This window comes from Amorphus orientalis, from assembly GCF_030814015.1.
Lineage (GTDB): Bacteria > Pseudomonadota > Alphaproteobacteria > Rhizobiales > Amorphaceae > Amorphus > Amorphus orientalis.
This window is the reverse complement of the sequence record NZ_JAUSUL010000004.1, coordinates 193,693-207,327: the sequence shown is the minus strand read 5'-3', so window position 1 is coordinate 207,327 and position 13,635 is coordinate 193,693. Positions and strand designations below refer to the sequence as shown.

13 protein-coding genes are annotated in these 13,635 nt (G+C 66.6%); 3 read left to right on the top strand and 10 right to left on the bottom strand.

Annotated features, from left to right (window positions below):
- Positions 1-43: 43 nt before the first annotated feature.
- Together J2S73_RS17900 and J2S73_RS17895 are read right to left on the bottom strand one after the other, a co-directional pair.
- Positions 44-790, bottom strand: coding sequence for a glycerophosphodiester phosphodiesterase family protein (locus J2S73_RS17900; protein ID WP_306887019.1), 747 nt, complete (start codon positions 788-790; stop codon positions 44-46).
- A 22-nt stretch (positions 791-812) separates the two neighbouring features.
- Complete coding sequence (locus tag J2S73_RS17895; RefSeq protein ID WP_306887018.1) at positions 813-1,277, bottom strand: RidA family protein; 465 nt, start codon at positions 1,275-1,277, stop codon at positions 813-815.
- Between the two features lie 297 nt (positions 1,278-1,574).
- Between J2S73_RS17895 and J2S73_RS17890 the strand changes: the two genes are divergently transcribed.
- Complete coding sequence (locus J2S73_RS17890; RefSeq protein WP_306887017.1) at positions 1,575-2,423, top strand: cell envelope integrity EipB family protein; 849 nt, start codon at positions 1,575-1,577, stop codon at positions 2,421-2,423.
- Positions 2,424-2,456: 33 nt separating this feature from the next.
- On the opposite strand, the gene J2S73_RS17885 is transcribed toward J2S73_RS17890, so the two are convergent.
- Positions 2,457-3,359 carry an HNH endonuclease gene (locus J2S73_RS17885; RefSeq protein WP_306887016.1) on the bottom strand — a complete coding sequence of 301 codons (903 nt, stop codon included), beginning with the start codon at positions 3,357-3,359 and terminating at the stop codon, positions 2,457-2,459.
- A 93-nt stretch (positions 3,360-3,452) separates the two neighbouring features.
- The gene (locus J2S73_RS17880; RefSeq protein WP_306887199.1) at positions 3,453-4,754 is read right to left on the bottom strand and encodes a DNA polymerase IV; all 1,302 of its coding nucleotides are present in this window, start codon (positions 4,752-4,754) and stop codon (positions 3,453-3,455) included.
- A 133-nt stretch (positions 4,755-4,887) separates the two neighbouring features.
- On the opposite strand from J2S73_RS17880, the gene J2S73_RS17875 reads away from it, so the two are divergent.
- On the top strand, positions 4,888-5,259 hold the full coding sequence (locus tag J2S73_RS17875) for a response regulator (RefSeq protein WP_306887015.1): 372 nt from the start codon (positions 4,888-4,890) through the stop codon (positions 5,257-5,259).
- A gap of 115 nt (positions 5,260-5,374) precedes the next feature.
- On the opposite strand, the gene rpmG is transcribed toward J2S73_RS17875, so the two are convergent.
- From rpmG to topA, 6 genes are all read right to left on the bottom strand, one after another.
- Positions 5,375-5,542 carry a 50S ribosomal protein L33 gene (rpmG, locus tag J2S73_RS17870; RefSeq protein WP_306887014.1) on the bottom strand — a complete coding sequence of 56 codons (168 nt, stop codon included), beginning with the start codon at positions 5,540-5,542 and terminating at the stop codon, positions 5,375-5,377.
- Between the two features lie 131 nt (positions 5,543-5,673).
- Positions 5,674-6,852 (bottom strand): MFS transporter, encoded by a 1,179-nt coding sequence (locus J2S73_RS17865; RefSeq protein ID WP_306887012.1) that lies wholly within the window; start codon positions 6,850-6,852, stop codon positions 5,674-5,676.
- 5 nt (positions 6,853-6,857) lie between these two features.
- The gene (locus J2S73_RS17860) at positions 6,858-7,592 is read right to left on the bottom strand and encodes an NUDIX hydrolase (RefSeq protein ID WP_306887011.1); all 735 of its coding nucleotides are present in this window, start codon (positions 7,590-7,592) and stop codon (positions 6,858-6,860) included.
- Entirely contained in the window at positions 7,589-8,047 is a 459-nt protein-coding gene (locus J2S73_RS17855) for a DUF983 domain-containing protein (protein WP_306887010.1), read from the bottom strand. Before J2S73_RS17855 ends, J2S73_RS17860 begins: the two co-directional genes overlap by 4 nt.
- On the bottom strand, positions 8,044-10,320 hold the full coding sequence (rnr, locus tag J2S73_RS17850) for a ribonuclease R (protein ID WP_306887009.1): 2,277 nt from the start codon (positions 10,318-10,320) through the stop codon (positions 8,044-8,046). The genes J2S73_RS17855 and rnr overlap by 4 nt, the downstream gene beginning before the upstream one ends.
- Positions 10,321-10,330: 10 nt before the next feature.
- Positions 10,331-12,997 (bottom strand): type I DNA topoisomerase, encoded by a 2,667-nt coding sequence (gene topA, locus J2S73_RS17845; protein WP_306887008.1) that lies wholly within the window; start codon positions 12,995-12,997, stop codon positions 10,331-10,333.
- A 411-nt stretch (positions 12,998-13,408) separates the two neighbouring features.
- Between topA and J2S73_RS17840 the strand changes: the two genes are divergently transcribed.
- Positions 13,409-13,612, top strand: coding sequence for a hypothetical protein (locus J2S73_RS17840; RefSeq protein ID WP_306887007.1), 204 nt, complete (start codon positions 13,409-13,411; stop codon positions 13,610-13,612).
- Positions 13,613-13,635 lie beyond the last annotated feature (23 nt).

Here is a 13,635-nt window from a genome sequence, read left to right as displayed (position 1 = left end):
CAAGGGCCGGGCCCGACTTTGGTCGTGCGAATTGCGTGCCGGGTCACGGCAGGAAGCCCTCGAAGATGATCTGGTCGGCGGTCTTTTCTGCGTGGGCGCGTTCGACGCCGGTCCGCACGGTCCAGGCGAGAAGCGGTGTCCCGTAGATCCGGCGGGCAAGGCTCGGGACCACCGCCGGCAGGTCGCTCACCGCATAGGCGATGAAATTCGGGCGGGTCCGCGGCGCGTGCAGGAGATGGGTGAGGGCGAAACGCTCCAGCACCGACAGAGGCGGTCCGCCGGGCGCACTGGCGAAATCGCAGGCGAGGATGCCGTGGGGGCGTTCCGGCAGCAGGCGGCGGCTGGCGGCGACCAGCTCCGGGTCGAACGACATGAGGGCGACCGGGCCGTCATACCCGTTGAGAACGGCCGCCGTCTCCTCGGCCAGCGCCGGCAACGCCTCGCGGCGCCACCCCGATTTCAGTTCGAGAAACAGCGGAACGCGGCCGGCAACGGCTTCAAGGAGACGCTCCAGGGCGGGGATCGGCTCGCTCCCACCGCGCAGCGTCAGCTCCGCAAGCTCCTCCGAGGTGCGCCGGGCGAGCAGCCCGTCGGCGCTGGTCATCCGCTCCAGGGTGGCATCGTGAAACACCATGGGCGTGCGGTCGGCTGAGAGCTGCAGGTCGACCTCGATGGCATAGCCGTGCGCGATCGCGGCCTCGGCGGCCGCGATCGAGTTTTCCGGGGCGTCACTTCCGTACAGCCCCCGATGGGCGATCGGTCGCGCCGTGAGCCAGTCGGGCGCCGTCACCGGTGCCGCTCCGCCTGTCCGCTCACGCGATCTCGAAAATCGCCTCGACCTCGACGGCGACGCCGAAGGGGAGGGCAGCAACGCCCACCGCCGAGCGGGAGTGGCGGCCGCGGTCGCCCATGGCTTCCACAAAGAAGTCGGAGGCGCCGTTGATGACCTTGGGCTGCTCGGTGAAGTCGGGCGTGGAATTCACGAAGCCGACGACCTTCACCAGACGCGCGATCGCCTCCAGGTCGCCCATGCCGGCCTTGGCCTGGGCCAGCACGTTGATGGCGCACAGCTTGGCCGCCGCCTGGCCCTTCTCGACGTCGTAATCGGCACCGAGCTTGCCCACGTGCTCCAGGCCGTTCGGTCCCATCGGGATCTGGCCGGAGATGAACAGCAGCGAGCCGGTGCGCACATAGGGCATGTAGTTGGCCGACGGGGTCGACGGGGTGGGCAGCTCGATACCAAGCTCGGCCAGTCGGCTTTGGATGCTGTCGGCCATGGCGGCGTCTCCATTGCTTCGGACATGAGGATCCAGGGTGAGCGGATCGCGGGCCGAAGCCGACGGGCGATCCGGGTTCTCGGCAGAATGCGGTGTCCGGACCGCTCCCGCCATTGTGACCATCCGTCCTTCTTGAAGAATGCAGCGCGGCGCGGCAAGAGCCTGATCGGCAAGGCATGTTGACGCGCCGGTGGTTGTGCGTGGACGGAGCGCTTGCATTGGTCCCGCGGGACCGGCCACTCTATGCTGGCCGCACGCTCCTGGACCGTGTGCTGGGAACCAAGTTGGGGAAGTACCATGCGTTCACTGATTGCCGCGATCGCCGCGTGCCTCGTGATGTCGGTCGGACCGGCGGCCGTTGCGGCCGACGAGGCCGGATCGGACGATGTCGCGGCCGGGCTTCTGGCGCACCGGGCCGTCTACGACATCGCGCTGGGCGACGCGAGCTCGTCCGCCGACATCTCGTCGGTGTCGGGGCGGCTGGTGTTCGAGGTCACCGGTGCGCCGTGCGAAGGCTTCACGGTCAACAGCCGCTTCGTCACCAGGATTGACGACCAGGACGGCGGCCGCCGGGTCACCGACCTGCGCTCCAGCACCCACGAATCCGGCGACGGCGACCGCTTCCAGTTCCTGAGCCGCACCTTCGTCGGCCAGCGGCTGCAGCAGGAGGCCAAGGGGTCCGCCAGCCAGGAGGACGACGGTATCTCCGTCGAGCTCTCCCAGCCCGAAGAGGCGACGTTCCGGATGCGGGGCGACGTTCTCTTCCCGACCCAGCACCTGATCCGCGTCATCGAGGCGGCCCGGGCCAACCAGCGGATCCTGGAAGCCGATCTCTATGACGGCTCCGACGACGGCCGGCAGATGTACACGACCACCGCCGTCATCGGCGGGGAGAGCGACGCGCCGGTGGGCGAGGCGGACGACCGGCTGTCGGAAGCGGTCGGAGCCACCCGGCACTGGCCGGTGAGCCTCTCCTATTTCGACCTGTCGGCCGGCGAGGCAGGCGAACTGACGCCGGTCTATACGCTCCAGTTCCAGCTCTACGAGAACGGGGTGAGCCGCGCTCTGACCCTCGATTACGGCAATTTCAGCCTGACCGGCACGCTGGTCGAGCTGGACCGTCTGCCGAAGACGAGCTGTAATTAAGTCCGCCCGATAGGCTGGGAAAATGATCGCGCTTCAGTGCTTGAAGCAATTTTCGCGATGCCACTCGAGAAATTTCGGATGAGGCTGGTCCGCACGTCTCTTGGGCACAATCGCGTGTCCGGTCGGGTTGATGAATTTTTCGATCTCGTCGCGGTTGTTAGACTGTCGCGAAATTAGGATCTGAAGGTTATCATCTAGGCTGATCAAACCGCGGTCGAACATCCAGTGGGCGGTTCCTGATAGCGCCAGCCCGTTTTGGATGCTGTCGGGGCCGTCTGCCTCGACGGGTCGAATATGCGCCGCGTCCACCTCGGCGCGGCCGCCGCCATTGATGAACCGCAGACCGGTGATGGCGCACCTCTGGTCATAGGCCCGCAAAATCAGTTTCCTGAAGATGCGGTCGCGCACCGGGCGTGATGTGATCTGAAGCAGACGGTCTCGCGGCTGCTCGAAGACAAATGGCGCCTGGTCCTCCGCGAAGCCCAGCCCATCTAGCTGTTCATCAAGGCGAGGAAGGACAGGCTCTTCTTCAAATCCAGCGAGATCGAGGATTCGGAAGAAGTCGGCTTCAGAAATCGGTCTTACAGCTCGCTGAGCTCGTCCTGATGCTCGACCAGCATCGTTGAGAACGCCTCGTTCATGCGGGACACCCTGATGGTCGCGAAACGGAACGGGATTAGGGAACTCCAAGAATGACCCCGGCCGAATGATCGCAAGGAACATGTCGCGTGTTTCTGGGTCAGGTTCTATTCGCTCCACCTGAGCGACAGCGTAATATCCCTTCGTATTCGGAACCTTCGTTGGTTCGTAGTAGATGACCCAATTGCCGGCAATGTCTTGGGCTGGTCGGAAATAAGTAAGCGGGAATTGGTATTGCTCGGCTGGTGTGTCGTCATAGCGCGAGTCCGAGCGGTGAATGAAAACACCATAGCCCATTCGTCCGCCCCCATCAGTTTCCGTCCATCCCCAGCAGGGCGATGTTAAAGAACTGATTCCGCGAAGCAAATTGAATTGGGTGGATCTCCGAGCTCAAGTGTGATCCTCCCCTTTCGCCCGTCCGCGGCGGTCGCTTCCAAACGTCAGGCCCAGCTCCACCGACGCCTCGCCGTAGCGGCCGCGCAGGCGGTCGACAGCCAGTTCCGCGGCGGCGCGTTTCGCCCGCTCCGGCTCCAGCAGGTCGTCCGGGTCGGCGTTGACCGCCGGTTCCAGCTCCGAGACGCCGATCCCGATCAGGCGGAACGCGCGTCCGTCGGTTTCTTTGGACAGAAGGTCGGCGCCGGTCCGGTAGATCCGGTCGGCGAGCCGGGTGGCGTCGGAGAGCTGCCGGCTACGGGTGACCGTGCGGAAATCGCGCGTCTTCAGCTTCAGCGTCACCGTGCGGCCTGCGATCTCCTGGGCCTTCAGCCGGGCGGAGACCTTTTCGCTGAGCCGGCGCAGGATCGGCGCCAGCGTCTCGAAAGCGGAGATATCGCTCTCGAATGTGGTTTCGGACGACACGCTCTTGCGATTGTCCACCGGATCGACGGGGCGGTCGTCGATGCCCCGGGCGAGCCGTCCGAGCCGCGGCCCCTGGGCGCCCAGGCGCCGCAGCAGGGTTTCCTGGGAGGCGGTCTGCAGATCCCGGATCAGGCGGAAGCCGGCCTCCCGCAGCGTCCGGTCCATGGCGGGGCCGACGCCGGGCAGCCGGTTCACCGGATCGTCGGCGAGCCGGTCCACGGCCTCCGCCTGATCGATCACGACGAAGCCGCGGGGCTTGTCGAGATCGGAGGCGTATTTGGCAAGGAACTTGTTGGGCGCGAGCCCGATCGAGACGGTGATCCCGATCTCGCTCTCAACCCGGCTGGCGAAGCGGGCGAGCACCTCCGCCGGGCGGGCGCGATGCAGCCGCTCTGTCCCGGTCAGGTCGAGAAAGGCCTCGTCGATGGAGATCGGCTGAACCAGCGGCGTCAGATCGGTCATCAGGGCCCGGATCTCGCGGGCGACGGCCGCGTACTTCGTCATGTCGGGACGGATCACCACCGCATCCGGACAGGCCTCCAGCGCCTTGAACATCGGCATGGCCGAGCGCACGCCGGAGATGCGCGCGAGATAGCAGGCGGTGGAGACGACGCCGCGCCGCCCGCCGCCGATGATCAGCGGCTTTTCGCGCAGCGACGGGTCGTCGCGCTTCTCGATGGCCGCATAGAAGGCGTCGCAGTCTACATGGGCGATCGAGAGGTCCTGGAGCGATCGGTGGGCGACCACCCGCGGGCTGCGACAGGAGGGGCAGCGAAGGGCGGCTGCGCTTTGCGCGGCAAAGCTGGTATGACAGTCGCGACACAGTCCGGGTATCGACACCGGCTCCGTCCCTTTCGAACCCGCATCGCGGCGCCCGCTACGGTTCACATCCGCCCCACGGCCTCTATCATGCGCCGGTTCGGATGCGATTCGATAGCAGCCGTTCCAGCCTTGTCCCGGGGGGTTTATGGCCAAACGCGTTCTGATCGTGGAAGACAACGAGCTCAATATGAAGCTCTTCCACGACCTTTTGGAGGCGTCGGGCTACGAGGTCGTGGAAAGCCGAAACGGCACCACGGCGATCGAGCTTGCCCGCTCGGAACGGCCGGACCTCATCATCATGGACATTCAGCTTCCCGAGGTCTCCGGCCTGGACGTCACCCGGCAGATCAAGGCGGACGACGAGCTGAAGGCGATCCCGGTGATCGCGGTCACCGCCTTCGCCATGAAGGGGGACGAGGAACGCATCCGCCAGGGCGGCTGCGAAGCCTATCTCTCCAAGCCGATCTCGGTGGACAAGTTCCTGGAAACGGTCAGCACGTTCATCAAGACGGACTGAGCCGGGGCTGCAACGCAAACGCAAAAAGCGCCGGACGGACATGCCGCGCGGCGCTTCGGGCGAATTCGGAAGATCGATCAGGTGCAGGCGGACGATGGAGCGTCCGCCGCAGGCCCTATTTGATCTTCGCTTCGCGGAACTCGACGTGCTTCTTCGCGACCGGGTCGTACTTCTTCTTCACCATCTTCTCGGTCATGGTACGCGAGTTCTTCTTGGTGACGTAGAAGAAGCCGGTGTCGGCGGTCGACACGAGGCGAATCTTGATGGTCGTGGCCTTTGCCATGTGCGGCAGTCCTCGGCGCTGGTCTGGTCTGGGACGAAGCGGCCCGGGCCGCCAGTCGGCTCCACGGGCGCGAAATTCGTGAAGGGCGAAACCTAGTCGCCGCCGCGGCAAAGTCAAGCCGCAAGTGCGCCTCACCCGGAGACGGTGGATGCCCTGCGCAAGCGGCTGCCGGCCAGCACCGCGTAGGCCAGGAAGAAGGTGCCGACGACGACGCTGAAGCCGTGCGGCGTCCACAGGTCCAGCCCCAGCCCGATCAGGGCGGGCCCGATCAGCATCCCGGCCGCGTACATCATCACCACGGCGGAATTGGCGGAGGCGAGTTCGGTGCCGGTGAAGCGCGCGCCCAGATGGGTGAGGCCGACGGTGTAGAGACCGCCGATGATGCCGCCCCAGACGAACAGGATGGCGAGCAGCAGGAGCAGGTTCGCGCTCGCCAGCGGCAGGAGCAGGGCACCGCCCACGCCGATCAGGGCGCAGAGAAACAGGATCAGCCGGCGGTCCATCCGGTCCGCCAGGAGGCCGATGGGGATCTGCGTCACCACGTTGCCCAGCGCGAGGGCGGAGACGAGCAGGGCCGCCTGGCCCTCGGAAAACCCCTGGGCAAGACCGTAGAGCGGCAGAAGCGACATGCTGCCCGATTCCACCGCGCCGAAGGCGGCGACCGCGAACACGGCTGCCGGGGCGATGAGCACGAAGGAGAGGACGTTGGTGGTCGGCCGGTCCAGGCCCGTCGGCGACTGATCGGCAACCACCGCCATCGGGACGACGGCTGCCAGAAAGACCCCCGAGCCGATCAGAAACGGCAGGATACCGCTCGATCCGACCAGTCCGAGCACGGCCGGGCCGGCGGCGAATCCGATGGAGAGCACCGTCGCGTAAATGCCGATGGCGAGGCCGCGCTTGCCCTCCGGCGCGAGCGCGTTGATCCAGAACTCGCAGACGGCGAAGGCGGCCGTGGCGCAGGCATAGAAGACGAAGCGCAGCGGAAACCACGCCCAGAATTCGGTGAGGAGATAGAACAGCGGAAACAGCACCGCCATCAGGGCGAAGGCCACGAGCGCCACCCGCGACGCGCCGGCGAAGCTGACGAGGGCCGGGATAAGCAGCGGCACCGTCAGCGAGGCGATGCCGCCCACCGCGGAATTCACGCCGATCATGGTCGTGCTGACGCCGCGGTCTTCCAGCACCAGCGACAGGAGCGGCATGCCGAGACTGATCGACATGCCGACGGCGGTCATCGAGATGATGGCCGCGATCACCGCCCGCCACGAGCCGCCATCGGGAACCGTCGCGCCCGTCTCCGGTGTCATGGCGGTCAGACGACCTCTCGGATGAAGCCCTTGCCGCGCCAGCGATAGAACGAGATCGGAACGACCTGTTTCAGGTCGGGATCGGTCTTCAGCCGCTCCCGGAGTTCGTCGATGACCACGGTGGTGACTGTTGGCATGTCCAGGTCGGCGATATCCTCAAGCGGCACCCACTGGACCTCCTCCAGCTCGCCGGAGGGTCCGACATTGTCGGGCAGATGATCGACGATCCGGTCGGCCGAAATCGCGAAGAAGCGCGTGTCGAACCGGCGTGGACGCCGCGGCGGGGTGATCGCGCGCGCCACGAGCCGGAACGGGGCGAGGTCGGGGAGCAGCGACCGTTCGGCGAAGGCCGCCCAGTCGTCGCCCGCGGGCTTGCGGTCGGCCTTGGCGCCGATGAAGAGACCCGCCTCCTCGTAGGTTTCCCGGATGGCGGTGACGGCGAGGGCACGGGCACGGGCCGCCGATTTCGGTGACCGCATCTTCGCCATCACCTGATCCCGGGTGGCGTCGTCATAGTCGCTGGCCACGGGAATGCGGGAATCGGCCGGATCGACGCGCCCGCCGGGGAACACGAACTTGCCCGGCATGAAGGCGTGGCCCATGTGGCGCTTGCCCATGAGGACGCGGGTGGTTTTTCCGGAGCGGTCCAGGATCAGCAGCGTCGCGGCGTCTTTGGGACGCCGGTTCGGATTGTCCATCGCCCGCTCGGTCGCCGTCAGACGCGCCGAGAAGTCCGTCACTGGCGCGCCTCTGCGGCCGGATCCGGAATAGGGCCTTCCGGTGGCGCGTTGGGATCGAAGCCGTGCATGTGGAGCGCCCACTGATAGGCGACCAGCGCGCCCTTGATCGGGCGCAGAAGCGCAAGACAGGAAATCAGGGTGAGCGGACCCCAGAGCAGCGCGTGGGCCCACATCGGAGGCTGGAACGCGACCTCGACCGATAGCACCAGGCTCACGATGACGTGGCCCACGATCACGATGGTGAAATAGGGCGGCGCGTCGTCGGCGCGGTGGTGGAAGAGTTCCTCGCCGCAGGACGGGCAGTGGTCGCGCACGGTCAGGTAGCCCTGAAACATCGATCCGACGCCGCAGGCCGGGCAACGGCACTTGGCTCCCCGCAGCATGGCCGGAAGAACCGGGCGCTCGGGAAGTTCCTCGGGCAGCGTGCCGAACGTGGAGTGGGACTGCGATGTCATGCGCGAACCTTTCGTCGTCCCTTGGGCGGGCCGGTCCGCTTGCGAGCGCTTGCGGCCGGCTTCTTCGTGCGAGACTTCGACCCTTGATAGCGGCCTTCGCCCAGAAGCTCAAACCGTAGCGCGCCGGCGAACGGGGCTGCTTCGACAAGCCGCACGTCGACCCGGTCGCCGAGCCGGTAGCGCGTCTTGGACCGGTCTCCGATGAGGGAGCGGGCGCTTTCCTCGTATCGGAAATATTCCTGGCCGAGCGTGGAAATCGGGATGAAGCCGTCCGCGCCGCTGTCGTCCAGGGCGACGAACAGGCCGGCCCGGGTCACGCCGACGATCCGGCCGGAAAACTCCGCGCCGACGTGATCCACGAGCCACAGGGCGATCAGCCGGTCGATGGTTTCGCGCTCGGCCGCCATCGCGCGGCGTTCGGCTGCGGACAGCTCGCCGCCGAGCACGTCGAGCTTCGCCGCTTCCTCGTCGGTCAGGCCGTCCTTGCCCAGCCGGCAGGCGCGGATCAGCGCGCGGTGCACGATCAGGTCCGCATAGCGGCGGATCGGCGAGGTGAAGTGGGCGTAGCGGCGCAGATTGAGACCGAAATGGCCGATGTTCTGCGGCGCATATTCCGCCTGGGCCTGGCTGCGCAGCACCACTTCGCTGACCAGGTGCGCATTCTCGGTGTCGGCGACCTTGTGCAGGATGCCGTTGAACTGGGACGGGCGGAGGTTGCCGACCTTCGGGAACTTCATGTCGATGGTGGACAGGAAGTCGCGCAGGGCGGCGAGCTTCTCCTGGCTCGGGTTGTCATGGATCCGATAGAGCAGATCGATGTCGGCCTTCTCGCAGGTCTCCGCCGCGCAGACGTTGGCCTGGATCATGAACTCCTCGATCAGCTTGTGAGCGTCGAGGCGGTCGGGCGTGATGATCCGGTCGACGGTGCCGTCGGGCTTCAGCAGGATCTTGCGTTCCGGCAGGTCGAGGTCGAGCGGTTCGCGGGCGTCGCGGCCCTTCATGAGGCAGCCATAGGCAGCCCAGAGCGGCTTCAGGACCGGCTCCAGAAGCGGCTCGGTCTTCTCGTTCGGCCGGCCGTCGATCGCCGCCTGGGCCTCCTGATAGGAGAGCTTGGCGGCGGAGCGCATCATGATCCGGTGGAAGCTGTGGCCGCTTTTGCGTCCCGACTTGTCGAACACCATCCGGACGGCCATGGCCGGCCGGTCCTCGCCCTCGCGGAGCGAGCACAGGTCGTTCGACAGCCGCTCCGGCAGCATCGGCACCACGAAATCCGGGAAATACACGGAGTTGCCGCGTTTCTCCGCTTCCAGGTCGATCTGCGAACCGGCCGTCACGTAATGGGCGACGTCGGCGATCGCCACGCGCACCACCACGCCGTCCTTGTTGTTCGGGTCGGTGTCCGGCTCGGCGTGGACGGCATCGTCGTGATCCTTGGCGTCGGCCGGATCGATGGTGATCAGCGGAATGTCACGCCAGTCCTCGCGGCCGTCGAGCGCGGTCACGGGGGTGGCCTTCTCGGCCGCCTTGATCACCGCCTTCGGAAATTCGTGCGGGATGCCATGGGAGTGGATCGCGATCATCGAGACCGCGCGCTCAGACGACATGGAGCCGATGCGCTGAACCACCTTGGCCTTGGCCGGCCCGTAGCGACCGGCGCGCTTGACCTCGACCTCCACCAGCTCGCCGTCCTGGGCGTCGCCGATGTCGTCGGGATCGAGCACCAGCTCCTTCTGCTTCTTGTCGATGGGCGCAAGCTGGGCGCCGCGACCGGTGTCGTGGAGCACGCCGAGAACCCGCGCCGGCTTCTTGGCGATCACCTTGATCACCTTCGCCGTCTGCTGCGGGTCGGTGTCGGTGCCTTCGCGGATGCGGGCGAGAACCCGGTCGCCGACGCCGGGAGCGGGACCCGGACGGCCACGGCCCTTGCGCTCCGACACCACGATGACCTTCGGCGCGGGGCCGTGCTCGTCCTCGTTCCACTCGGCCGGCTCGCCGACCAGCTCGCCGTCGTCGGTGCGGCCGGAGAGGTAGAGGACGGTGACGCTCGGCAGAACGCCCGGGCGCTCGAGGCGGCGACCGCGGCGCTCGACCAGCCCCTCGTCATCGAGCTCGCGCAGAAGCTTCTTCAGCCCGATGCGCTGGTCGCCCGTCACGTTGAAGGCTCGCGCGATCTCACGCTTGCCGGTCGCGCCGGGATTTTCGGCAATGAACTTGAGGACCTCCTCGCGGGAGGGGAGTCGATTTTCTTTTTTCGTTTTCTGTTTTGGGGCCACAGAGGCCTCGTCAGTCGTTGGAGGTTTTGGCGGAGCGGGCGCGTGTGGTCTTGCCCGCTGTCTTTCCGGCCGATTTGGTCGACCGGGACTTGCTTGAAGTGGTGCCTTTCTTCGCCGATGTCGAGGCCTTGGCCTTCGACTTCGTTCCGCCGGCCTTCTTCGCCGGGCCGGCCTTGGCTTCCAGAAGGGCCACCGCCTCCTCCATCGTCAGCGACTGGGGGTCCTTGTCCTTCGGCAGCGTCGCGTTGACCTTGCCGTGGTTCACGTAGGGGCCGTACTTGCCGTCCTTCACGCTCACCGGTCCGCCGGCGGTCGGATGCTCGCCCAGCGCCTTGAGTTCGGCCGCGGCGTTGCGGCCCTTGCCGCCCTTTTCGCGCTTTTCCGCGATCAGCGAGACCGCACGGTTGAGGCCGACGGAGAAGACCTCCTCCACCGAATCCAGGTTGGCGTAGGTCTTGTCGAGCTTCACGAACGGACCGTAGCGGCCGATGCCGGCCGTGATCGGATTGCCGGTCTCCGGATCGGTGCCCACTTCGCGCGGCAGCGCCAGCAGCTTCAAGGCGTCTTCCAGGCCGACCTGGTCGGGGCTCCAGCCCTTGGGAAGGGTCGCCCGCTTCGGCTTCTCGCCGTCGCTGCCGGCCTCGCCGAGCTGGAGATAGGTGCCGAACCGGCCAGAGCGGAGCGACACTTCGAGCCCGGTTTCCGGGTCGGTGCCGAGCACCTTGGGTCCGTCACTTTCGGCTTCCGCCTCGTCGTTCGACTGGGCGAGCTGGCGGGTGAAGCGGCAGTCTGGATAGTTCGAGCAGCCGATGAACGCGCCGTAGCGGCCGAGCTTCAGGGAGAGGCGGCCTTCGGCGCAGGACGGGCAGGCGCGGGGATCGCCGCCATCGGCGCGCTTGGGGAAGATGTGGTCGCCGAGGATCTCGTTCAGGGAATCCAGAACGTCGGCGACGCGCAGCTCCTTGGTCTCGTCGACGTGAGCGGAGAATTCCTGCCAGAACTCGCGCAGCACCTCCTGCCAGGCGAGATCGCCGTTGGAGATCTTGTCGAGCTTCTCCTCCAGGCTCGCCGTGAAGTCGAACTCCACGTAGCGCTCGAAGAAGGACTCCAGGAAGGCGGTGACCAGGCGGCCCTTGTCCTCCGGCACCAGCCGGCGCTTGTCGAGCACCACATAGCCCCGGTCCCGCAGCACGGCCATGGTGCTGGCATAGGTCGACGGACGGCCGATGCCGAGCTCCTCCATCTTCTTGATGAGGGTGGCCTCGGTGTAGCGCGGCGGCGGTTCGGTGAAGTGCTGCTTGGTTTCGATCGCGGTCTTTTTGGGCTTCTCCCCGCTCTCGATCGGCGGCAGACGGCCATCGCCGTCGTCGTCCTCGTCGTCCCGGCCCTCCTGGTAGAGGGTGAGGAAGCCGTCGAACTTGATCACCTGGCCGGTGGCGCGCAGCTCTGCGCTGCGGCCGCCGCCGGTGGCGGCGATCTCGACCGTGGTGCGCTCGATCTCGGCCGATTCCATCTGGCTGGCCACGGCGCGCTTCCAGATCAGCTCGTAGAGCTTGGCCTGGTCGGCATCGAGGCTGCGCGCCAGATCCTTCGGCCGGCGCGACACGTCGGTCGGCCGGATCGCCTCGTGCGCCTCCTGGGCGTTCTTGGCCTTGGTGGCGTAGTGGCGCTGCTTCTCCGGCAGATAGCGGTCGCCGTAGGACGAGCCGATCTCGCGGCGGATGGACTGGATGCCCTCCTGGCTCATCTGGACGGCGTCGGTCCGCATATAGGTGATCAGGCCGACCGTATCGCCGCCGATGTCGATGCCTTCATACAGCCGCTGGGCGATCTGCATGGTGCGCGCGGACGAGAAGCCGAGCTTGCGGGAGGCCTCCTGCTGCAGCGTGGAGGTGGTGAAGGGCGGCTGCGGATTGCGCTTCTGGGGCCTGGCCTCGACCGAGGTGACGGCGTAGCCGGCGCCATCCAGGAACTTGCGGATCGCCTCGGCTTCGTCTCCGGTCCTGATCCCCAGCTTGTCGAGCTTCTTGCCATCGAGACCGGTCAGACGGGCGTCGAACGCCTCGCCGCCCGCCGTCAGGAGCTTGGCCAGGATGGTCCAGTATTCCTGGGAGACGAACGCTTCGATCTCGGCCTCGCGGTCGCAGACCAGACGCAGGGCCACCGACTGGACACGGCCTGCCGAGCGGGCGCCCGGCAGCTTGCGCCAGAGCACCGGCGACAGGGTGAAGCCGACCAGATAGTCGAGCGCGCGGCGGGCCAGGTAGGCGTCGACCAGCGGCGTGTCGATGGCGCGCGGGTTCCGCATCGCATCGGTGACGGCCTGCTTGGTGATGGCGTTGAAGACCACCCGCTCGATGCGCTGGTCCTTCAGAGCCTTCTTGTCCCGCAAAGCCTGCAGCACGTGCCAGGAAATCGCCTCGCCCTCGCGGTCGGGGTCGGTGGCGAGGATCAGCGCGTCGGCGCCTTTCACCGCTTTCGCGATGTCGTTGATGCGCTTCTGCGACTTGGCATCGACGGCCCAGGACATGGCGAAGTCCTCGTCCGGGCGCACCGATCCGTCCTTGGGAGGAAGGTCGCGCACATGTCCGTACGAGGCCAGGACCTGATAGTCCGAGCCCAGATATTTGTTGATCGTTTTCGCCTTGGCCGGCGACTCCACGACAACGACGTGCATCTCTACCTTCGCGCCACTTGTTGGTCGGTCGGCCCGCTTCGGCGACCGCATATTTCCTGCGGAGCCGTCCCGGTCGATCCGAACGCCACATTGCGACCGGCTCGGAACCAGGCTGGTCCAGGGAGCACGGTCGGCTTGTCTGTCCTGAAGCGGGATTCAGGCGGAGGAGCGGGTCTCCGCTGGCCTCGTCCCGCCCGAAAACCGGAGGTCACCGAGCCGCGGACAATCGGGAATCCGCGCCGGGCTGTCAAATGGTCGGAATTGGCGGGGGCGGCAACCCGCAATTTCGCAAAAGCAACCAATAAGAGCATCTTCACCAATCAATGCACGTCATGATATAGGTTGCCCGTGTCGTTCGAGTTGCCGGCGAGGCCGGGTTCCTCTTCCGATTCCGATCAGGAAAGCGCACACATGGCAGAGCACGAGAGCGATCCGCAGCTTGCGGTCACAGCCGACGACGCGGCTCGGTACATCGAGAGCATGAGCGCCGAACTGTCCAGGATCGCTCACAGGTCGGGCTTCGATGTCCTGGCCTATCTGCTGGACGTGGCGCGCGAGGAGGCGGCCGCCCGTGCCGTCGAGGTCACCGCCCGGCCACCGTCCCGGCTATCGTGAGGAACCCGGGGCTTTTTGCGGTT

Bases quoted from the DNA above. Each gene is read 5' to 3' on its own strand.
- J2S73_RS17875 (WP_306887015.1), top strand. From the start codon at position 4,888: ATGGCCAAACGCGTTCTGATCGTGGAAGACAACGAGCTCAATATGAAG.
- rpmG (WP_306887014.1), bottom strand. From the start codon at position 5,542: ATGGCAAAGGCCACGACCATCAAGATTCGCCTCGTGTCGACCGCCGAC.
- J2S73_RS17895 (WP_306887018.1), bottom strand. From the start codon at position 1,277: ATGGCCGACAGCATCCAAAGCCGACTGGCCGAGCTTGGTATCGAGCTG.
- topA (WP_306887008.1), bottom strand. From the start codon at position 12,997: ATGCACGTCGTTGTCGTGGAGTCGCCGGCCAAGGCGAAAACGATCAAC.
- J2S73_RS17890 (WP_306887017.1), top strand. From the start codon at position 1,575: ATGCGTTCACTGATTGCCGCGATCGCCGCGTGCCTCGTGATGTCGGTC.
- J2S73_RS17840 (WP_306887007.1), top strand. From the start codon at position 13,409: ATGGCAGAGCACGAGAGCGATCCGCAGCTTGCGGTCACAGCCGACGAC.
- J2S73_RS17855 (WP_306887010.1), bottom strand. From the start codon at position 8,047: ATGACATCGCAGTCCCACTCCACGTTCGGCACGCTGCCCGAGGAACTT.
- J2S73_RS17865 (WP_306887012.1), bottom strand. From the start codon at position 6,852: ATGACACCGGAGACGGGCGCGACGGTTCCCGATGGCGGCTCGTGGCGG.
- J2S73_RS17885 (WP_306887016.1), bottom strand. From the start codon at position 3,359: ATGGGCTATGGTGTTTTCATTCACCGCTCGGACTCGCGCTATGACGAC.